This window comes from Luteimonas soli (assembly GCF_042648865.1).
Lineage (GTDB): Bacteria > Pseudomonadota > Gammaproteobacteria > Xanthomonadales > Xanthomonadaceae > Luteimonas > Luteimonas soli.
In genome coordinates this window covers 66,536-87,931 of record NZ_JBHRYA010000001.1, presented here as the reverse complement: position 1 = coordinate 87,931, position 21,396 = coordinate 66,536, and the positions used below count along the sequence as shown (strand labels likewise).

The 21,396-nt window shown below is 70.0% G+C and carries 17 protein-coding genes and 1 pseudogene; 9 read left to right on the top strand and 9 right to left on the bottom strand.

The features are described from left to right. Positions 1–38 precede the first annotated feature (38 nt). Positions 39–323, top strand: coding sequence for a DUF4031 domain-containing protein (locus ACFONC_RS00385; protein WP_386741540.1), 285 nt, complete (start codon positions 39–41; stop codon positions 321–323). Positions 324–422: 99 nt separating this feature from the next. Here ACFONC_RS00385 and ACFONC_RS00380 read toward each other — a convergent pair whose 3' ends face one another. Continuing rightward, positions 423–557 (bottom strand): hypothetical protein, encoded by a 135-nt coding sequence (locus ACFONC_RS00380; RefSeq protein ID WP_386741539.1) that lies wholly within the window; start codon positions 555–557, stop codon positions 423–425. 344 nt (positions 558–901) lie between these two features. Here ACFONC_RS00380 and ACFONC_RS00375 point away from each other — a divergent pair, with 344 nt between their 5' ends. Beyond that, a complete protein-coding gene (locus ACFONC_RS00375) occupies positions 902–1,162 on the top strand; it encodes a DUF3297 family protein (protein WP_386741538.1) in 261 nt (86 codons plus the stop codon). Here ACFONC_RS00375 and ACFONC_RS00370 read toward each other — a convergent pair. Further along, a complete protein-coding gene (locus ACFONC_RS00370) occupies positions 1,152–1,913 on the bottom strand; it encodes an ABC transporter permease (protein WP_386741537.1) in 762 nt (253 codons plus the stop codon). The two genes, ACFONC_RS00375 and ACFONC_RS00370, sit on opposite strands and share 11 nt — an antisense overlap. A 149-nt stretch (positions 1,914–2,062) precedes the next feature. Further along, a pseudogene (locus tag ACFONC_RS00365) lies at positions 2,063–2,986 on the bottom strand (ABC transporter ATP-binding protein); the annotation flags it as partial. Between the two features lie 284 nt (positions 2,987–3,270). Between ACFONC_RS00365 and ACFONC_RS00360 the strand changes: the two are divergent. Further along, positions 3,271–3,645, top strand: a complete 375-nt coding sequence (locus ACFONC_RS00360) for a YciI family protein (protein WP_386742179.1) — start codon at positions 3,271–3,273, stop codon at positions 3,643–3,645. Between the two features lie 194 nt (positions 3,646–3,839). Continuing rightward, positions 3,840–4,340, top strand: a complete 501-nt coding sequence (locus tag ACFONC_RS00355) for a hypothetical protein (protein WP_386741536.1) — start codon at positions 3,840–3,842, stop codon at positions 4,338–4,340. Positions 4,341–4,460: 120 nt separating this feature from the next. Here the strand turns inward: ACFONC_RS00355 and ACFONC_RS00350 are convergent, their stop codons facing one another. Next, positions 4,461–4,880 carry a PepSY domain-containing protein gene (locus ACFONC_RS00350; RefSeq protein ID WP_386741535.1) on the bottom strand — a complete coding sequence of 140 codons (420 nt, stop codon included), beginning with the start codon at positions 4,878–4,880 and terminating at the stop codon, positions 4,461–4,463. A 252-nt stretch (positions 4,881–5,132) separates the two neighbouring features. Here ACFONC_RS00350 and ACFONC_RS00345 point away from each other — a divergent pair, with 252 nt between their 5' ends. The 5 genes from ACFONC_RS00345 to ACFONC_RS00325 all read left to right on the top strand — a co-directional run bounded on the left by ACFONC_RS00345 (position 5,133) and on the right by ACFONC_RS00325 (position 15,060). Beyond that, complete coding sequence (locus tag ACFONC_RS00345) at positions 5,133–6,074, top strand: DNA ligase (protein WP_386741534.1); 942 nt, start codon at positions 5,133–5,135, stop codon at positions 6,072–6,074. 151 nt (positions 6,075–6,225) lie between these two features. Then, positions 6,226–8,607 (top strand): winged helix-turn-helix domain-containing protein, encoded by a 2,382-nt coding sequence (locus ACFONC_RS00340; RefSeq protein ID WP_386741533.1) that lies wholly within the window; start codon positions 6,226–6,228, stop codon positions 8,605–8,607. A 258-nt stretch (positions 8,608–8,865) separates the two neighbouring features. Next, entirely contained in the window at positions 8,866–11,124 is a 2,259-nt protein-coding gene (locus ACFONC_RS00335) for a pre-peptidase C-terminal domain-containing protein (protein WP_386741532.1), read from the top strand. A gap of 451 nt (positions 11,125–11,575) precedes the next feature. Next, a complete protein-coding gene (locus ACFONC_RS00330; protein ID WP_386741531.1) occupies positions 11,576–13,252 on the top strand; it encodes a M28 family metallopeptidase in 1,677 nt (558 codons plus the stop codon). A 173-nt stretch (positions 13,253–13,425) separates the two neighbouring features. Further along, positions 13,426–15,060, top strand: a complete 1,635-nt coding sequence (locus ACFONC_RS00325; protein ID WP_386741530.1) for an MFS transporter — start codon at positions 13,426–13,428, stop codon at positions 15,058–15,060. A gap of 108 nt (positions 15,061–15,168) precedes the next feature. Here ACFONC_RS00325 and ACFONC_RS00320 read toward each other — a convergent pair whose 3' ends face one another. From ACFONC_RS00320 to hslV, 5 genes are all read right to left on the bottom strand, one after another. Then, positions 15,169–16,401, bottom strand: coding sequence for an MFS transporter (locus ACFONC_RS00320; RefSeq protein WP_386741529.1), 1,233 nt, complete (start codon positions 16,399–16,401; stop codon positions 15,169–15,171). A gap of 210 nt (positions 16,402–16,611) precedes the next feature. Continuing rightward, entirely contained in the window at positions 16,612–17,727 is a 1,116-nt protein-coding gene (locus tag ACFONC_RS00315; protein ID WP_386741528.1) for an alpha/beta fold hydrolase, read from the bottom strand. Between the two features lie 97 nt (positions 17,728–17,824). After that, on the bottom strand, positions 17,825–18,982 hold the full coding sequence (locus tag ACFONC_RS00310; RefSeq protein WP_386741527.1) for an OmpA family protein: 1,158 nt from the start codon (positions 18,980–18,982) through the stop codon (positions 17,825–17,827). A 300-nt stretch (positions 18,983–19,282) separates the two neighbouring features. Beyond that, on the bottom strand, positions 19,283–20,650 hold the full coding sequence (hslU, locus tag ACFONC_RS00305) for an ATP-dependent protease ATPase subunit HslU (protein WP_386742177.1): 1,368 nt from the start codon (positions 20,648–20,650) through the stop codon (positions 19,283–19,285). Between the two features lie 140 nt (positions 20,651–20,790). Beyond that, positions 20,791–21,342, bottom strand: coding sequence for an ATP-dependent protease subunit HslV (gene hslV, locus ACFONC_RS00300; RefSeq protein WP_344759848.1), 552 nt, complete (start codon positions 21,340–21,342; stop codon positions 20,791–20,793). Positions 21,343–21,396 lie beyond the last annotated feature (54 nt).

Here is a 21,396-nt window from a genome sequence, read left to right as displayed (position 1 = left end):
GCGCCGCGCATTGGCGCCCATCCCGGACCGCACGCGCGATGACCGTGTACGTCGACGATGCGGTCACGCTCTGGCGCGGGCATCGCTGGGCGCACCTGATGGCCGACACGCTGGACGAACTGCACGACTTCGCCGCGCGCCTGGACATCCCGCGGCGGGCGTTCCAGGACAAGACCAGCGGCGCGCACTACGACGTCACCACGCAGCTGCGCGAGCGCGCGATCGCGCTGGGCGCCACGCCGATCTCGCGCCACCACGACCGCGCGCTGATGCGGCGGGTCATCGCCAACGCGCGCGCGCAGGGCCGCCGCGAAGCGCCGTAGGAGCGGCCCTTGGCCGCGCCCCCGCGTGCGTTGACCGATCCGCGAAGCGCGACTGCTCCGCCCAGGCCATCGCGCCCCAATCCGCGCCGGCCAGTGCCGTCAGACGAAACGGAAGATCGGATCGACGTGGCCGTCGACGTAGTGCAGGTCGCTGCCGTAGCCGCTGCTGTTGCCGTAGCCGATGCCGAAATCGCGCTGTCGATGCAGGTGTCGCGTCGGTTCCGCGCCCGGCATCGGCGGCGCCTGCGTGGGCTGTGCGGACGACGGGCCTGGTTCGGCATGGGGGGATCCGGAAGACGGCGGTTCCGGGAAGGGATGGCGCGCGTTCATGACTGCAACTCCGTGGGGGAAGGAGCGTGGCCAGCTTGCATCCGCCGCACGCGCGCGGCGCGTGCCAAGCGTCATCCAACCTTCGGCATGGCCGCGGGCGAAACGACGCCGGCGCCACGCTGAATGCACGCCACGGCGCACGCCGGAGCCGGCCGCAGCCCCGCCCCGGCGGCTGCCGCGCTGCCCGTGCAAGCCGTTGCGTTTATCCTTCCGGTTTCGCGGCGCGGCCGCCGCACGGAGACACGACGATGAGCGACACCCCTCCCGACCGCCTGTCCAGCGACCCGAACAGCCGCTTCCACGATGCCGCCGCGCTCGAACGCGGCATCGGCGTGCGCTTCAACGGCGAGGAAAAGACCAACGTCGAGGAATACTGCGTCAGCGAGGGCTGGGTTCGGCTGCCTTTCGGCAAGTCGCTCGACCGTCGCGGCAATCCGATGACGGTCAAGGTCAAGGGCACCGTGGAACCCTGGTTCAAGGACGCAGCGCCCGAACCGCCTACGCCTTGAGCTTCCAGCCGGTGCGGAAGATCCACCACACCGCCAGCAGGCACAGCGCGAGGAAACCGGCGATCGCCGCGACGCTGATCGCGACGTTCACGTCCGATACGCCGTAGAAGCTCCAGCGGAAGCCGCTGATCAGGTACACCACCGGGTTGAACAGGGTGATCTTCTGCCACACCGGCGGCAGCATGCTGATCGAATAGAACGCGCCGCCCAGGAACGTCAGCGGCGTGACTACCATCAGCGGGATCACCTGCAGCTTCTGGAAGTCGTCCGCCCACAGCCCGATGATGAAGCCGAACAGGCTGAAGCTCACCGCGGTCAGCACGAGGAAGGCGGCCATCCACAGCGGATGCTCGATCTCGTACGGCACGAATACCCGCGCCGTGACGAGGATCAGCAGGCCGATCAGCACCGACTTGGTGGTCGCCGCACCGACGTAGCCGATGATGACCTCGACGAACGACACCGGCGCCGACAGCAACTCGTAGATCGTGCCCGACCACTTGGGCATGTAGATGCCGAACGAGGCGTTGGAGATGCTCTCGTTGAGCAGCGACAGCATGATCAGGCCCGGGATGATGAAGGCGCCGTAGCCCACGCCGTCCACCTCGCCCATGCGCGAGCCGATCGCCGCGCCGAAGACCACGAAGTACAGCGCCGTCGACAGCACCGGCGAGGCGATCGACTGGGTGATGGTGCGGAAGGTGCGCGCCATCTCGAAACGGTAGATGGCGCGGATGGCGTACCAGTTCATGGCTTGCCTCCCGCGCCCTGCCCTTGCCTGTCTCCTTCCCCTTCAAGGGGAAGGCCGGGATGGGGATGGGTTTCGGCCGGGCTGGGCGGCAACCCATCCCCACCCAACCCTCCCCTTGAAGGGGAGGGCTTTCGGGTCGCAGCGTCGGGCCGGTTGCCGTGCACCAAGCCCACGAAGATTTCCTCCAGCGAACTCTCGCTGGAGTTGAGGTCCTTGAAGTCGATGCCGTGCACGGCCAGCCGGCGCAGCAGGTCGGCGATGCCGGTCTCCTCGGTCTGGGTGTCGAAGGTGTAGACCAGCGACTGGCGGTCTTCGGACAGTTCGAGCGGCAGTTCCGACAGTTCGTCGGGGATGCGTTCAAGCGGCGACTGCAGCGACAGGGTCAGCTGCTTCCTGCCGAGGCGGCGCATCAGCACGTCCTTGTCCTCGACCACCACCAGCTCGCCCTTGTTGATCACGCCGATGCGGTCGGCCATGTCCTGCGCCTCCTCGATGTAGTGCGTGGTCAGGATCACGGTCACGCCGCGCTCGCGCAGGCCGCGCACCATCTGCCACATGTCGTGGCGCAGCTCGACGTCGACGCCGGCGGTGGGTTCGTCCAGGAACAGGATGCTCGGCTCGTGCGACAGCGCCTTGGCGATCAGCACGCGCCGCTTCATGCCGCCCGACAGGGCCAGGATCTTGCTGTCGCGCTTGTCCCACAGCGACAGGTCGCGCAGGACCTTTTCCAGGTAGGCGTCGTCGCGCGGCTTGCCGTACAGGCCGCGCGAGAATCGCACCGTCGCCCACACGCTTTCGAATGCGTCGGTCGACAGTTCCTGCGGCACCAGCCCGATCTTCGCGCGCGCGGCGCGATAGTCGCGGACGATGTCGTGGCCGTCGGCGATCACGCGGCCGCTGCTGGGGGTGACGATCCCGCAGACGATGCTGATCAACGTGGTCTTGCCCGCGCCGTTGGGGCCGAGCAGGGCGAGGATTTCGCCGCGGCGGATGTCCAGGTCGATCGACTTGAGCGCCTGGAAACCCGAGGCATAGGTCTTGCCGAGTGCCTTGATCGAGATGATGGGCTGCATGCGGGGTCCGGAGGCGTGCGCCGGGCATGGGGTGCCGGGCATCGGGGTGGACAGCCTACGGGCAGGCGCGTCGCGGATAAACCGGCCGGCGGCGGAAAGATCGTCCCGCTTGCGGGCCAATCGCCTTGCAGCCCTTCGCTGCGCTCGCGCGCCCTCATCCGGCGCTTCGCGCCACCTTCCCCGTGGGCGAGAGAAAGGCTGTGGTGCTTCGCGGCATGATTTGGCACTTGACCATCGCCGGCGCGGCGATGAACCTGTCGCCCCTATCCGGAGGACGCCGGCGCATGCAGTTCCTGGCCCTGGTCTACGTCGACAACGAGATGCTCGAAGCCCTGCCCGCGGGCGAACCCGACGCGATGATGCGCACCTGCCTGCGCCACGCCGACGAACTGAAGGCCGGCGGCAAGCTGGTCGGTTACCAGCAGCTGGAGGACGCGAACACCGCGAAGTCCGTGCGCATCCGCGGCGGCCGTACCAGCGTGGTCGACGGGCCGTTCGCCGAGACCAAGGAGATCCTCGGCGGTTTCAACCTGATCGAGGCCGACGACATGGACGAGGCGGTGCGCATCGCCTCGGAGTTCCCGTGGGCGCGTACAGGCTGCATCGAGGTGCGCCCGGTGCGCGACGTGGACGCGGTGCGCCGGCGCGTCGGCGCCTGAACGACTCGCAACCGCACTGACGGCAACTGCCCGTACCCCGGCGTGCCCGGGCACCCGCTCACGCACGCGCAGCCTGAATGCCCTTCCCCCACGCGCCGCCGCGTGCGCTCCGCATCACGCGTCCTTTCCGCCGCCGAAGCTAGCCTTCGCAGGTGCTTATCCGCCCCCAGCCCATCGGGGCGAGGAGGAAGGACATGAAGACGCGACACGTGTTCGTGACCGACTCGGTCGACCATGCCACCGCCGCGATCGCCGCCGCCAGGCGCGCCGGCATCAAGGACGGCGACATCTCGCTCGTCGCCGACTCGTCGATCGAGATGCAGGAAATCCCCGACGACCTGCGCAACGCCGAGAACGACTTCATGCCTGCCGCCGTGCGCGGCGCGATGGCAGGCGGTTCGGTGGGCCTGGTCGGCGGGCTGATCGGCGTCGTGGTGCCCCCGATCGGCCTGACCATCGCCGGCGTGGCGGCAACGACGCTGGTCGGCGCTGCGGTCGGCAGCTGGGTGACGGCGCTGATCGGCTCGATGGTGCCCGACGAGGTGCACCGGCGCTTCGAATCGGAAATCCGTGCCGGACGCATCCTCATCGTCGTCGACGAGACGCCCGAAGCCATGGCCGGCGCGGAAGCCGCGCTGCGCGAAGCGGGCGCGGAGCAACTGCCCTACGAGGCGACCAGCGCGCTGCAGCGCTGAAGCCCGCCGTCGGCGCGGCAGCCGCCGGCCGAAGTCTTTCTGTTCGTGCAACGCAGCGCGGCAGGCCGAGGCCTGCCGCGTGCTTCCAGTTCAACCGCGCGGGCGCCCGCGCGACCTGGATCAGTCCTTTTCCTTGCCCATGACGGCGCCCGTGTCCGGGTCGATCTTCAGTTCCATGTCCTTGCCGGCCGGATCGTCGGCCTCGGCATTCCAGATCCCGTCCTCGTAGTCGACGTCGTGCACGTTGGTGTAGCCGGCGACCGCCAGCTTCGCGCGCACGTCGGCCTCGGACAGGTTGGCGACGAGTTCATCGGGGCGCACGGTGCCGGTCTCCGGATCGAGGCGCACGTCGACGCGGTTGCCGTCGGCGCTGCGCGCGTCGGCCTTCCACACGCCATCCTCGAACTTGACGTCGTTGACCTTGGTGTAGCCCTGGGTCTCGAGCTTCGCCCGCACCTGGGCCTCGGTCAGGCCGTCCTGGGCGAGTGCGTAGCCGGCTGCAAGCACCAGCGCGATCCCGAGCAGCGATGCGTGTTTCATGGTGTCGACTCCTGTGGGGGTGCGGGCAGTCTTCGCGACCGCTCGGGAACGGCCGATGAAGCGCCACCGCGCGCGGTCATCGCCCGTTGCAGGACGTGCACGGGGCATTAACCGCGACGATGAACGGTGGCCGCAGCCACCCACCTTCGCGGGGCATATCGCAATTCAGGGTTCTTCCCGGGAGACCTGCGGCATTTCCTGACCCGGACCCGCGGCAATCGACGACTGACGGCCCCTGACGAACGCGACAGCATGTCGTCGACACCGGCGCACGCCTTCGACGCTTCGCCGGACGCCTTCACTCCAGGGATGGAAATCATGGCTCCACGCTTCGCCCGCCTGCTGTTCCCGCTGCTCCTGCTGCTGCCCGCGTGCGCGATGCCGCTGCACGCGGCCCTGGCCTCGCCACCGCGGCTGATGCTCGCCACCGGTTACCAGGAGGGCGTCGACGCCTCGCGCTACTGGGTCAGCGAAAAACTCGACGGCGTGCGCGGGCGCTGGGACGGCCACGCGCTGTGGACGCGCGGCGGCCACCGCGTCCATGCGCCCGCCTGGTTCACCGAGGGCTGGCCGCCGACGCCCATGGATGGCGAACTGTGGCTGGGCCGCGGGCGCTTCGAGGATGCCAGCGGCACCGTGCGCGCCGGCGATGCGGACGACCCGGCGTGGCGCCAGATGCGCTTCATGGTGTTCGACCTGCCGGACGACCCGGGCACGTTCACCGAGCGCGTGCTGCACATGCGCAGCCTGCTCGACGCGGCCGGCATCGCCTGGCTGCGCCCGGTGGCACAGTACCGCGCGCGTGACGCGGACGAACTCGATGCGCTGCTGGACGTGGTCGTCGCCGCCGGTGGCGAAGGACTGATGCTGCAGCACCAGGACGCGCGCTACCGCGTCGGCCGCAGCGACGACCTGCTCAAGTACAAGCCCTACGACGACGCCGAGGCGCGCGTGGTCGGGCACACGCGCGGCAAGGGCAAGTACCGCGGGATGCTCGGCGCGCTGGTGGTCGAACGCCCGGACGGCCTGCGCTTCCGCATCGGCTCGGGCTTCAGCGACGCCCAGCGCGCCGCGCCGCCGCCGGTCGGCAGCGTTGTCACCTATCGCTACAACGGCCTGTCGAACAAGGGCGTGCCGCGCTTCGCCCGCTTCCTGCACGTACGCCACGAATTGCCGCCACCGGATCCGCGCTGAATGCGGGCGAGGCGGAAACGCGCGCGGCTGAAACCGCTCCCACGACAGCGGATGTGAACCCCGCCGGCCTCGTGGAAGCCGCCGCGGCTCCGTGCTTCGCGCCCGTGCCCGGGATACGCGATCATGCAGGCATCCCCCGTTCCCGATGTCCATGACGATCGCACGCTATCGCTTCGGCGACTACGTCCTCGACCTGCCCAAGCACGAGCTGCTCCATCGCGGCGCCGTCGTTGCACTGCCGGCACGCGTGTTCGAGTGCCTGGGTTGCCTGATCGAGCACCGCGATCGCGCGGTCAGCCGCGACGAACTGGTGCAGGCCGTGTTCGGCCGGCCCAATGTCTCCGATGCGCAGCTGGCGCAGGTGGTGCTGCGCAGCCGCCGCGCGGTCGGCGATGACGGCCAGGAGCAGCACACGATCCGCACCGTGCCGCGCTACGGGTTCCGCTGGCTGGCGCCGGTCACGGCCGAATCGGCGCCGGCAGCGCACGACGATGCGCCAGCGTCCACGGACGAGTCGTCGCCGCGGGTTGATGCGCGGGCCGGGAGCGCGGCTCCACTCGCGGCGCTGCCCGCAGCGCACCCACAGCCGGCCACCCGGCCCGGCATGGCGCGATGGCGAGGGTGGACCACCTCCGTCGTCCCGGTGCTGGTGGCCGTGCTGGCGCTGGCCTGCTTCCTGCAGCGTCCACCGGCTGCGAGCACGGTCGACGACGCCGGCGCCGCGGCGCGCCCTGCCGCGCAGCGCGCGATCATGGTGTTGCCGACCCGGGTGCAGGGCTCCGACGACGCCAGCTGGGTGCGCCTGGGCCTGATGGACTTCATCGGCGACCGCCTGCAGCGCAGCGGCCTGCCGGTGCTGCCCAGCGAAAACACGCTCGGCGTGCTGCACCAGCAGCCTGACGACGACCCACGGCACCTGCGGCGCGCGACGCGGGCCCGGTGGATCATCGACAGCCGCGCCATCCGCACCGGCGACGACTGGGAAGTACGACTGCGTGCCGGCGACGCGACCGGCGTCGGACATGTCGCCGACGCGCGCGATCGCGACCTGCTGGAGGCTGCGCGCCAGGCCACGGCGCGGCTCGCGGCGGTGCTCGGCGGCCACGCCATCGCCGGCGGCGACGACCCGCCCGCGCTGGCCGAGCGCCTGCAGCGCGCCCGCGCGGCGATGCTGGCCAACCGGATCGAGACCGCGCGCGAGATCCTGCTCGCAGCACCCGGGCTGCAGCGCGCGCAGCCGCGCCTGCGCTACCAGCTGGCGCGCGTGGACTTCCGCGCCGGCCAGTACGCGCGCGGGCTGGCCACGCTCGACACGGTGCTCGACGACACCGCCGCGCACGACGACCCGGTGTTCCGCGCTCGCGTGCTCAATGCCCGCGGCGCGATGCTGCTCCGCCTCGGCCGCACCGACGAGGCCGCGCGAACCTACGACGGCGCCATCGCCGCCATCGGCGACCGTGCCCGGCCCACCGAGCTGGGCGTCGCGCTCAGCGGCCGCGCGGTGGCGAACGCGATGCGCCAGCGCTTCGACCGCGCGCTGGCGGATTTCGGCTTGGCACGCATCCAGCTGGCCAGCGCCGGCGATGCGCTGGCCGTGGCGCGCGTGGACGCCAACCTCGGCGTGCTCGAAGTCGATCGCGGCCATCCGGCACAGGCGCTGCCGCACCTGGACCGCGCCGCGCGCGACTTCGAGGCGATGGGCGCGATCAACGAGCTGTCGACCTTCCGCAACATGCGCGTGATCGCCCTGCTGCAGCTGCTCCGTCACGACGAAGCCATGGCCGAGAGCGAACGGGCCTGGGCGCTGCTGCCGGAGCTGCGCGCGCCGACCCAGCGCGCGGACCTGGTCCTGACCCGTGTCCGCGCGCTGATCGAAGCCGGCCGCCTGCGCGAGGCCGGACAGTTGCTGGCGATGCCCGAAGCCGGGCAATCGCAGCCCGCCGAGCACGGGCGCCGCGAACTGCTGCTGGCCGAACTGGCCATCCGCCGCGGCGAACCGGCGCAAGCGGTGGCGATCGCCGACGCCGCGCTGCAGGCCTGGCCGGCGCAGGGCGACGCGCGCCGGCAGGCGTGGCTGCGGCTGCGCCGCGAACAGGCGGCGCTCGCCGCCGACTTGCCGCTTTCCGGCCCCGCGGACACCGCGTTGGGCGATACGCTGCCGGGCCTGCTGGTCCACGCCGTCGCCCGGCGCGCGCGCGGCGACGAGGCGGCCGCCGACGCCGGTTACCGCGCGGCCCTGGCGCTGGCCGAAGAGCGCGGCATCCCCGAGGAGATCGCCGAAGTGGTGGTCGCCCATGCAGGCTGGCTGCTCGAACGCGGCCAGGCGGACCGGGCCAGCGCGCTGATCGGCCGCGCCTCGCCTTGGGCGGACCAGGATTTCGACCTCGCCGCGCTGCAGGCCCGGCTGCTGCGCAGCCTCGGCCAGGGTCCGCAGGCCGAAGCCGCACGAACCCGGGCACGCGAACTGGCCGGTGAACGCGAACTGCCGGCCCCCCGGCCCGAAACCGCGACGCAGTTCGCACCCCTACGCTAGCCAACGCATCGATCCTTGTCGCACGGAGTCGGGGCCAGGCGCGGGTTCCGCCCCGGTCACGCGTCCGTCAAACGATCGTTACCCGGTTGGAATGACCCCCGTCGCCTGCCCATCCAGTTTCGACGGGCTGCCTGCGCGCCGCCGGGAGGCTGCTCCCGAATCCCCGTGTCGCCGTCCCGTTCCCCCGCGCGGGCGACGCCACCCCGACCGAAACCGTGACGCCCGTCGTCCGTCCTTCCTCTCAAGGAGACACGCACCATGGCAATCAAGCTGCTCGCCAGCGCCCTCGCCGCCGCCCTCGCCCTGGCCGCCCCCACCCACGCCCGGGCCGCCGACGACGCGCCGCTGTCACTCTCGCTGGTGCGCGGCGGCGCCATCGCCGCCGACCCGGTCGTCGCCGGCGACCGCGTCTACATCCCCACCGGCCGCGTGGTCGCGACCTGGGACTACAGCGACCCGACCGCCCCGATCCGCGTGGCCACCAGCGCCCCGGCCGACGGCGCGATCAACGGCCTCGCCCGCCACGGCGACTACCTGTATGCCAGCTGGCGCGGCTACGACGGCAGCGCCGGCGTGACCACCTGGTCGCTGGCCGATCCCGACCACCCGGAACTCGTCGACCAGAGCGAGGACTACCTCGACGCCGACAACAAGGTCATGCTCGGCCTGGCGGTCGCCAACGACCACCTGTACCTGTTCGACAACAACCACGGCGTGTTCGTCTCCGACCTGGCCGACCCGGCCGCACCGGAATTCGCCGCCACTCCGCTCACCAGCGCGGGCCAGTACACGAAGATCACCAGCAGCGGCAACACGATCTTCGCCACCGGCCGCAACTGGTTCGGCAACACCGTGCTCGATGTGTTCGACACCGGCACGCCGGAACTGCCGGTACTCGCGGCCAGCAACGCGGTCGGCGGGCTGGACAACTTCAGCCTCAGCGCGGAGCCGGGCTTCGTGATCGGCGCCGGCAACCAGCTCACCCTGTACGACCTGAACGCCAGCGGCCAGCTGTCCAAGCGCGGCTGGCTCGACATCCCGCCGGCCTTCATCGGCGTGCACGTCGGCGACTACGCCTACACCTTCGGCTACGGCCAAGGCCTGGACGTGTGGAACATCGCCAACATCGACGCGCCGGCCGAAGCCGGGCACTTCGACCTCGAAGTCTTCTCCGCGCGCCGCGCGGTGCAGGCCGGCAACACGCTGCTGATCCCCACCGAAACCGACCTGCTGCAGGCCGTCGACGCGTCCACGCCGCAGCAGCCGCAGCGCATCTCGACCTCGTGGCTGCCCGGCGGTGGCGCGGCCAAGGACATGGCGCTGCACGACGGCAGCGTGGTGCTGCTGCAGGCGAACTACGGCCTGACGGTCAACGACGCGCAGACGCTGGCGCCGAGCGCCCGCTTCGAAGCCGACCTGCCCAAGAGCCTGGAGCAGCGCAGCTTCGAGGAGATCTCAATGGCGGGCGACACCGCCTGGCTCGCGGCCTGGGGCTACGGCCTGATCGGCGTCGACCTGTCCGACCCGGCCGCGCCGGTGGAAACGGGCAGCGTGCAGTTCCCGTTCGCCGCGGTGCTCGACATCGCCGGCCAGTATGCCTACGTGGCCAAGTGGACCAACGGCGGCCTGTTCGGCGTCGTCGACATCTCCGACCCGGCCGCGCCGACGCTGGTCTGGCAGGGCGGGCTGTCGAACCAGCCCTACGCGCTCAAGGTCAACGGCAGCCACGCCTACATCGCCGAGAGCAACGAGTCCAACGACGCCAGCGGCGGCGGCCTGCGCGTGTACGACATCGCCGATCCGGCGGCACCGGTGGAAGTGTCGCACCTCAACGACGGCTGCGGTCACGGCTTCGACCTGGCGATCGACAGCGGCGTCTCGCTGCTGTACCTGGCCTGCGGCAGCGGCGTGCAGGTGATCGACATCGCCGACCCGGCGGCACCGGTGGTGGTCGGCCGCTACGACACCGGCGACGACGACTCGTACACCCACGTCGCCCAGCGCGGCGACCGCGCCTGGTTCGCCGACAGCGACGGCCTGCACGAACTCGACATCGCCGACCCGACCCAGCCCGTGCAGGTGAAGCTGACGCCGATGGGCCACCAGGGCGTGCAGCGCCTGTCCGCGCTGGACGACGGCCGCCTGTTCGCGCTCGGCGGCATCACCGGCGTGCACGTGTTCTCGCCCGGCGACGACACCGGTCCGGAGGCGACGCCGTTGGAGAACAAGGTGCCGGTGAGCGGACTGGCCGGCGGCGCGGGCGAGGCGTTGTTGTTCGCGATCGAAGTGCCGGAAGGCGCGGCGATGCTCAACATCCTGTCCTACGGCGGCAGCGGCGACGTCAGCCTGTACGCCAGCCGCGATGCGGAACCGGCACCCGGCGACGCCGACGCCCGCTCCGAGCGCCGCGGCAACAGCGAGACGATCCGCATCGCCAATCCGGCGGCCGGGACGTACTACATCAAGGTGGTCGGGGTGAAAGCCTTCGACCGGCTGACGCTGCAGGCGCGGTACTGATCCGCAGCCCGGGCAGGCAGCTTGCCTGCCCGGGCTGGCCGGCGGCTGGATTGCCGGGCGAAGAGCAAATCCCCCGTCCGGCTTCGCCGGCCCGCCCCCTTTTCCAAAGGGGGCTCGAAGAGCCGATGCAACCCCGCCATCCGGACTCACCGGCGCCCGAAAGCCCCCTGTTGGAAAGGAGGCTCGAAGAGCCGATGCAACCTCGCCATCCGGACGTCACCGGCGCCCGGAAGCCCCCTTTGAAAAAGGGGCTCGAAGAGCCGATGCAACCTCGCCATCCGGGCGTCACCGGCGTCCGAAAGCCCCCTTTGAAAAAGGGGGCGGCGTAGCGAAGCGAAGCGGGGGATTTGCTCTTGACTTCGACTCCGACGCCGGAGGGCCACGCCGCAACCTCGCGCACCCCGCTGCTACCATCGACGGTCGCCGCACCGGCTGTTTCCACGGGTACGCCATGACACGCTTCGCCGCCTCGCTGCTTTCCCTCTCGATCACGCTGGCGCTGTCGCCGGCAATCGCCGCCCCACCCGTCGACGCGCCGACGTTCGACCCGCAGCGCCTGTCGGAGATGGTCAAGACGCTTTCGGCCGACGATTTCGAAGGCCGCGGTCCGGCGACCGCCGGCGAGAAGAAGACCATCGACTACGTGACCGCACAGATGCAGGCCGCGAGCGTGCAGCCGGGCGGCGACGTGCAGGAAGACGGCACGCGCGCCTGGACCCAGGCGGTGCCGCTGCTGCGCTCGGACATCGCCGGCACGCCGGCACTGTCGGTGAACATCGACGGCACGCCACGCAGGCTCACGCAGGGCGAACAGATCGCCGTGCGCGCGGCGATGGACGGCTCGAAATCGGTCGAGATCACCGACGCGCCGATCGTCTTCGTCGGCTACGGCGTCACCGCGCCCGAGCGCGACTGGGATGACTTCAAGGGCATCGACCTCAAGGGCAAGATCGCGCTGGTGCTGGTCAACGATCCCGATTACGAAACCGGCGAAGGTGACTTCGGCGGCAAGGCCATGACCTACTACGGCCGCTGGACCTACAAGTACGAGGAAGCCGCGCGCCAGGGCGCGACCGGCATGCTGGTGATCCACGAAACCGAACCGGCCTCCTACGGCTGGGCCACGGTGAAGAACTCCAACACCAACACCATGTTCGACGTGGTGCGCGAGAACCCTTCCGACACCCATCCGCAGCTGGAAGGCTGGATCCAGCGCGACTTCGCGGTCGAACTGTTTAAGGACGCCGGGCTGGATTTCGAAACGCTGAAGAAGCAGGCGCAGACCCGCGACTTCAAGCCGGTGGAACTTGAAGGCGAAACGTTCTCGGCGAAGTACGACGTCGATTCGGAAGTCATCACCTCCTACAACATCGTCGGCCGCATCGAGGGCAGCGAGCGCCCCGACGAGACCGTGATCTACAGCGCGCACTGGGACCACCTTGGCGTCGGCGCGCCGGACGCCGAAGGCGACCGCATCTACAACGGCGCGGTCGACAATGCCACCGGCACCGCGGCGCTGGTCGCGATGGGCCGCGCCTTCGCGAACGCGGATACGAAGCCGGAACGTTCGATCGTGTTCCTCAACGTCACCGCCGAGGAGAAGGGCCTGCTCGGCACCGAGTATTACGCCTCCAGCCCGCTGTACCCGCTGGGCAAGACGGTCGCGGTGCTCAACATGGACGCGCTGGACCCGCACGGCCCGGCGCGCGATTTCAGCACTTCGGGCAGCGCGAAGCAGGACCTGCTGGATGAACTGGTCGCCACCGCGAAACGCTTCGACCTGCGCTTCACGCCCGACTCCAGCCCCGAGGCCGGCTACTTCTTCCGCTCCGACCACTTCCCGTTCGCCAAGCGCGGCGTGCCGGCGGTGTCGTTCGGCTCCGGCGAGGACATGGTCGACGGCGGCCTGCCCGCGGGCAAGGCGTTCGCCGACGAATACCGCGCCAACCGCTACCACCAGCCCGCCGACGAGTGGGAGGCGAGCTGGACGTTCGGCGGCATGGCGCGCGACCTGCGGCTGCTCTACACCGTGGGCAGCGAGCTGGCCAACTCCGATCGCTGGCCGAACTGGAGCCAGGACTCCGAGTTCCGCGCCGCGCGCGACGCGAGCGCGGACGCGCGCGAGTAGCCGCCCCCGCAACGCCTGCCCCTCCCCCTGCGAAGGCAGGGGGAGGCTGGGAGGGGGTGGTCACGGTTCGGGTTGATCCCGAAGGCACCCCTCCCCAACCCTCCCCTGCCCTCGCAGGGGAGGGAGCAAGAAGCTCGCGGCTTCCGCCACTCCTGCATTCCCCCTGAAACACCATGACGCCCGACAACCCCCGCGCCACCCCCGGCATCGCCTTCCATCACCCCCTCGCCTTCTGGGCCGGCTGCGCGCTGATCCTCGCCGGCGTGGCCTCGCACATGCCGATGTTCATGATGGGCCGGCACACGCACTGGCAGATGGTGGGCATGCCGATGGACGCGTGGATGCTGTGGGGCATGGCGATGATCCCGGCCGGCGTGGTGCTGGCCGGCTTCGGCCTGATGCCGCGGCTGGCGATGATGCGCGAGAGCCTGCACGGCGGCTCGCACCTCCACTTCCACGTCGCCGACGGCGTGCCGCTCAACCGCGAGCACTGGAAGCTGGTGGTCGTGCTGGTGGTCGCGCTGGCAGTGGACGTGATGAAGCCGGCCACGCTGGGCTTCGTGATGCCGGGGATGAGCGCGGAATATTCGATCAGCAAGCCGACGGCCAGCGTGCTGGCGCTGGTGGCGCTGATCGGCACCACGGTCGGCTCGATCGTGTGGGGACGGCTGGCCGACGTGTTCGGGCGCCGCGCCGGGATCCTGCTGTCGGCGCTGATGTTCATCGGCACCTCGATCTGCGGTGCGATGCCGACCTTCGAATGGAACCTGGTGATGTGCTTCCTGATGGGCGCGTCCGCCGGCGGCATGCTGCCGATCGCATTCACCCTGATGGCCGAGACCGTGCCTGCCGCTCACCGCGGCTGGCTGCTGGTGGCGCTGGGCGGAGTCGGCACGTCGGCCGGCTACCTGCTCGCCGCGGGCGCTGCGGCGACGCTCGAACCGCTGTTCTCCTGGCGCGTGCTGTGGCTGCTGAACATGCCCACCGGCCTGGTGATCCTGATCCTCAACCGCTACATCCCCGAGTCGCCTCGCTTCCTGTCCAACGCCGGGCTCGAGTCGCAGGCGCGCGCGGTGCTGCGCAAGTTTTCCGGCAGGGCGGCCGACGTCGAGCACGACGACAGCCGCCATCCCGGCGCCCCGGTGCTGGACGATCCACACGTGGTCAAGGGCATGCGCGCACTGCTGCGCGGACGCCATGCCAGCATCACCTGGGGGCTGGTGGTGTGCGGGGTGGCGTGGGGGCTGGTGAACTTCGGCTTCGTGCTGTGGCTGCCGGTGAACCTGGTGCAGTTCGGCGTCGACGACGCGGGCGTGAACCGGGTGCTGGCGCAGTCGGCGCTGCTGGCGCTGCCTGGGATCGCGGTGGTGGTGTGGATGTACTACCGCTGGAGCAGCGTGCGCACGCTGGTGGCGTTCATCGCGCTGACCACGACGTCGCTGCTGGCGTTCTTCGCCATCGGCGTGGCCGGGCTGCGCTCGGAGGCCGCCACCATCGCCGCCACCGTCGCGCTGCTGGTCAGCGTCAGCGGGGTGATCGCGACGATGATTCCGTACGCGGCCGAGATCTATCCCGTGCAGCTGCGCGGCACCGGCTCGGGCGTGATCGCGGCCAGCTCCAAGTTCGGCGGCATCCTCGGCGCGGCGTTCGGCGTGGCGGGGCTGTTCGAACACTTCGAACTGTCGGCGCTGCTGATCGCCCTGCCGATGGCGGCGTCGGCGGTGATGCTGCTGCGCAGCGGCATCGAAACGCGCGGGCAGGGCCTGGAGGACATCCAGGACGCGTTGGCCAGGCGCGAGCGGTTGTAAGAACGCGGAGTACGAGCGGCGGAAGCCGCGATCTTGGTCGTCTGCCTGAAAGGTCGCGACTTCGGCCGCTCCTGCGAGCAATCGGGCCGCGTGAATCCGCGCGCGGTATCAACCGGCAGCCACGCAGGCTTCCGCGCGGCGCACATCACGCCGCGCCCACGCGTACACCAGCAGGCCGGCGACCGCGGTGGCCGCGCCGACGTAGCCGGTGGACGTCCAGCCGAACCCCGAACTGATCGCCATGCCGCCCAGCCACGGGCCCAGCGCATTGGCGGCATTGAACGCGGAGTGGTTGGACGCCGCCGCCAGCGTCTGCGCGCCCGCCGCGACCGCCATCAGGTGCGCCTGCAGGATCGTCGCCAGCGCGCCCATCGTGCCGACCGCCACCACCATCAGCAGCAGCGACCACGCTGCGTGCGCGGCGAACGGGAACACCAGCAACACCACCACCGACCACGCCAGCACCACCGCCACCGAGCGGAACCGCAGCCGGTCGTACAGCCAGCCGCCACCGAGCGTGCCGATGATGCTGCCGACGCCGAACGCGACCAGCCCGAACGGGATCCACGATTCGGGCAAACCCGTCACCTGGGTCATGGTCGGCGCCAGGTAGCTGAAGACGCAGAACATGCCCGAGAACCCGATCGCGCCGATGCCCAGCGCCAGCCACACCGGCTTGCGGTTGAAGTCGCGCAGTTCGCGGATCGGATCCTGGTGCGGCTCGTCGGGATCGGGCGGCAGCGATCGCGCCACCAGCGCCACCGTCAGCAGCGCGATCAGCGCGACCAGGCCGAACGCGTGGCGCCATTCGAGCACCTGCCCGAGCCATGTCGCCAGCGGGTTGCCGACCAGCAGCGCGATCGACAGGCCCAGCATCACCAGCCCCACTGCCCGGCCGCGCTGTTCCGGCGGGCTGATCGACGCCGCCACCAGCGCCGCCACGCCGAAGTACGCGCCATGCGGCAGGCCGGCGATGAACCGGAACAGCAGCATGGCGTGGTAGTCCGGCGACAGCGCGCTGGCCAGGTTGCCCAGCGCGTAGAACCCCATCAGCGCCAGCAGCAGCGTGCGCCGCGGCAGGCGCGCGCCGAGGATCGCCAGCAGCGGCGCGCCGACCACGACGCCCAGCGCGTAGGCGCTGATCACGTGGCCGACCTGCGGCTCGTCGATGCCCAGCCCGCGCGCGATCTCGGGCATCAACCCCATGATCGCGAACTCGCTGGTGCCGATCGCGAAGCCGCCCATGCCCAGCGCGAACAGGACCAACCTGGCCACGCGCGGCGGCAGCTGGCGCGCGGCAGGGGCGTGACCGTTCGCGACCGGGGGATCGATGGGCGTCATCCGCGTATTGTGCATTGCAACACGCGCCCGGACCATGAAGCGTGGCCAACGGGGGTGGAACACTGTGGCGCGCGTGGGGCAATCGGTCGCGCTATCCCGCGCCGTAGCGTCGCGCGGCTCCCGTAGGAGCGGCGGAAGCCGCGAGCTCTCCGCTCCGGCGGGTTTCTTCCTCCTGAAAGCTCCCGGCTTCCGCCGCTCCTGCGAGGGCGGTCAGGGCTGCGTTGCTTCCGCCTCCACCGCCAGCGGCCGCACGGTTTCGAGCAGGCTCACCAGTAGCTTGCCCGGCTCCTCCCACGGAATCATGTGCGCGGAGCGTTCGAACCACACACCGCGCTTGTACGGCGCGTCCACCCGTTCCAGCCAGTCCGCGGTCGGCTGCGACGGCGTCGTGTAGTCGTGGCGCCCCATGAACATCACCACCGGGATCGGGAACTCGCGCACGCGCTTGTAATCGACCTCGAGGAACTCGGGCAGGATGCGCCCGAGGGTGAATACGTTGCCCGCGTCGATCGCCTTCACGTCCGCGGCGTCGTACTCGGGCGACAGCAGCGGCGCACCGAAGAAGTACTTCGCCGAACCGTCGCGATACGCGGTCATGCCGCCGTAGAACTGCGGCCACTTGCGCGCGATGATGATCCGCTCGCGGGTGATCGGCTGGTCGCCCGGGTACGGCGCGATCGACTCGAGTTCGGCCACCGCTTCCGCGTTGCCGTGCTCGCGCGCCTGCGCCAGCCCGTACTCGAAGCTGATCCGCTCGTTGTCGCGCACGTTGATGACCTGGCCGATGCCGACGTAGGCGTGGAACAGGTCCGGGCGTTCGAGCGCGGCGCCCATGCCGACCACCGTGCCCCAGCTGTGCGCCATCAGGATGAGCTTGTCCTTGCCCAGGCGCTTGCGCACGTGCTCGGCGACCTCGATCGCGTCATCGACGTAGCGCTCGATGTGCAGGGTATCGGCGACCGCGTCCGGATCGTTGGCAAGAAAGGTCTTGCCGGCGCCGCGCTGGTCGTAGTTGACGACGGTGAAGTATTCCTCGAGTGGCCGCTGGAACTCCCAGGCCGCCGGCATCAACGGCGACGCCGGCCCGCCGTGGACGAACAGGATCACGGGGTTGCCGCGGTCCTGCCCGCGGACGTTGATCCACTGGTCGATGCCGCCGATCCGCGCCTTGTAGGTCTCCTGGACACCGGTCGGGGCGACGATGCGCTGCAGGTCGCCGACGACGCCCCTGGCCTTGGCATACATGTCGTCGCCTGGCTTGTCCTGGGCGACAACCGGCGTGCTCAGCGCGGCGAGGAACGGCAGGAGGCAGGCGGCAATCTTCATGCGGGGAAAGTTTCCGTCGATGTCCGGCAAAGTTAGCAGTCGTCGACGGCAGCGGCAGTGCCATTCGTCCCGGCGCGCGTCGATTCGGAGGTTGCCGCTACAGCCGCACCAGCTCCACCCGGCGGTTCTGCGCGCGCCCTTCCGGCGTGGCGTTGTCGGCCACCGGCCTGTCCTGGCCGAAGCCCTGCGACTGCAGCCGCCCCGGCGCCACGCCCAGTGCAACCAGTGCGCTGGCCACGGCGCGGGCACGCTGCGCCGACAGCGTGTGGTTGTGGTCCGCATCACCGGTGTTGTCGGTGTGGCCCTCGATGGACAGCTCAAGCGAGGGGTTCGCCTCCATCAGCGTGCGGATCTCCGCAATCACCGGCTCCGCTTCGGGTCGCAGCGTTGCCTTGTCGACGTCGAAGTTGACGTGCAGCGCGACGCGGCCGTCGCGGTCGATCGCCTGCTTCATCGCTGCCGCGTCGAGGAAGCCAAGCGACTGCGTCATCGCCTCGCGCTCGACGACCACGACGTAGCCGTGCAGCGGGATCGAACCGGTGCTCACGTCGATCCAGTACTCGTGCGCGGGTGCCCGGATGAGATAGCTGTCATGGCGGTAGTCGGAGATCGCGGCGGCGCCGTGCATGTGCTTCTCGATCGACGCGCGCCCGCCTGCAGCGCCGGCGACACCGGGCGTGTACTGCGCCTTGTTCACCTTGACGCCGCCGAGCGCCTTGACCGCGTTCTCGTAGTTGCGATGGAACTCGAGCTCGCTGTACTTGCGCGCGTCACCGGCCAGATTGAACCTGTCGCGGAACACGCGACCTTCGACCAGTCGCGGCTGCGTTCCGGCGATGAAGTACTGCGCATCGAACGAAAGTTCGCGCTCGCCTTCGCGATAGCCGCTCACCAGCCCGTCGGGCGCCTTGAAGAACGGGAACGGCGGCAGGCTGGCGCTGGTCTGCGGCACGCTGGCGACGTTGAACGCAGCGGGCTCGTCGGGCTCGGCGACGGCGTCGGGGGAAACCTCGTCTGCGGCCGGCTCCCGTGCCGGCTCCGGCATCGGTGCGGCATCGGCCGCGGTGGCCGTGGACGCCGCAGCTGGAGCCGCGGACGCCGGCGCGGAGGCGGCGGCCTGCACGGATGCCGGCCCGGGCGCCCCGTCGTCCACGACAGGCGGCTCCGCCGATGGCGCCGCGCGCTCGGACGTGCAACCGGCAAGCGCCATCCCCAGCGCGCCCGCGAACAACCACGATCTCCGGTGATCCTTCATGTCCTTCCTCCAGGCTGGCAATGGCATTGCTCGGGCAAACGTCGCGGGTGCGGCGACCGGACCAGCCCGGGACCGCGGTGCGCGCAGCGCATCGGCACGGACGCGCGCCGCGCCGGCGGCACGGCCCCCGGCCCACCGCTGCTGCGATAGTCGACGTGCACCGAATCCGCCTCGAACGTCAGGCCGCGCAACAGCCTCGCAACCAGGCGCCTGATGGGCCGGCCACCGCGTCATCCTCGATCCGTCTCTACAGGCATACGCAGTGCCGGGCCGATTCATGCCACCCGGGGCCTGGCGTGATCAGAGGATGTAGCGGCTCAGGTCCTGGTCCTGCACCAGTTCGCCCAGGTGCTGGTCGACGTAGGCGCGGTCGATGGTGACGGTACCGCTGTTGTCGGGCGCCTCGAAGCTCAGGGTGTCGAGCAGGCGCTCGAGCACGGTGTGCAGGCGGCGGGCGCCGATGTTTTCCTGGCGTTCGTTGACCTGGGCAGCGATCTCGGCGAGGCGCTCGACGGCGTCGTCGGCGAACGACAGCGACACGCCCTCGGTCTTCATCAACTCGACGTACTGCTTGGTCAGCGCCGCCTTGGGCTCGGTGAGGATGCGCACGAAGTCTTCCTTGCTCAGCGCGCTCAGCTCTACCCGGATCGGGAAACGGCCCTGCATCTCCGGGATCAGGTCGCTGGGCTTGGCGAGGTGGAACGCGCCGGAGGCGATGAACAGGATGTGGTCGGTCTTCACCGAGCCGTACTTGGTGCTGACGGTGGAGCCTTCGACCAGCGGCAGCAGGTCGCGCTGCACGCCTTCGCGCGACACATCGGCGCCCATGCCTTCGCTGCGCTTGGCGACCTTGTCGATCTCGTCGATGAAGACGATGCCGTGCTGCTCGCAGGCTTCGATCGCGGCTTCGCGCACCTCGTCCTCGTTGACCAGCTTGCCGGCCTCTTCCTCGATCAGCAGCGGGCGCGCGGCCTTGATGCTCAGGCTGCGCTTGTGGGTCTTGCCGCCGCCGAGGTTGGAGAACATCTGCCGCAGCTGCTGGCCCATCTCTTCCATGCCGGGCGGGGTCATGATGTCGACGCCGACATTCGCGGACAGTTCGAGTTCGATCTCGCGCTCGTCGAGGTCGCCTGCGCGCAGCTGCCTGCGCAGCTTGATGCGGGTGTCGTTGGCCTTGTCGGAGTTGCCCTGCGCGGACGGCTCGGCGCCGATGTCCACGGTGGTGCTGGCGCCGAAGCCGAAGCCGGTCGACGGCACTTCGCGACGCGGCAGCAGGGCGTCGAGGATGCGGTCCTCGGCACGCTCTTCGGCCTGGGTGCGCACGCGCTGCTTGGCCTGCTCGCGATAGAGCTTGACCGCGGTGTCGGCGAGGTCGCGGATGATCTGCTCCACATCCTTGCCGACGTAGCCGACCTCGGTGAAGCGCGTGGCTTCCACCTTCACGAACGGCGCGTTGGCCAGCGTCGCCAGGCGGCGCGCGATCTCGGTCTTGCCGACGCCGGTGGGGCCGATCATCAGGATGTTCTTGGGCATTACCTCGTTGCGCAGCTCGTCGTCGAGCTGGGCGCGGCGCCAGCGGTTGCGCAGCGCGATCGCGACCGCGCGCTTGGCCTGCTGCTGGCCGACGATGTGGCGATCGAGCTCCTGCACGATCTCGCGCGGGGTCATGGTGGAGGAAGAGCCGTGATTGGTCATTGGCGATTCGGGATTGGTGATTGGTGATTGGTGATTCACGGGGTCGTGGATGGTGGACGATCGATTCGGCGACGCGAGGTGGTGGTTTGCTTCTACGAATCACCAATCACGAATCACAGCTCTTCGACCACGATGTTGCCGTTGGTGTAGATGCAGATGTCACCGGCGATCTTGAGCGCTTCGGTGGCGACGGCCTTCGCGTCCAGCTCGGTGTGCGCGAGCAGCGCGCGCGCGGCGGACAGGGCGAACGGGCCGCCGGAACCGATCGCGACCAGGCCGTCCTCCGGCTCGATCACGTCGCCGGTACCGCTCACGATCAGCGATGTGTCCTTGTCGGCCACGGCGAGCAGTGCTTCGAGCTTCCCGAAGCGACGCTCGGTGCGCCAGTCCTTGGCCAGTTCCACCGCGGCGCGGGTGAGCTGGCCGTGCTTCTCCAGCTTCGATTCGAACAGCTCGAACAGGGTGAACGCGTCGGCCGCGGCACCGGCGAAGCCGGCCAGCACCTGGCCGTCCTTGCCGAGCCGGCGCACCTTGCGCGCGTTGGCTTTCATTACCGTGTTTCCGAGCGTGACCTGTCCGTCGCCGGCAACGACGACGCGGTCGCCGCGGCGTACCGAGACGATGGTGGTGGCGTGGAACACGTTGGGATTCTGGCTGGGGTCCATGCGGCCTCCGGGGTCGAGTCAAGTGGATGGGGGCCGGAGGCGACGGACGCAACC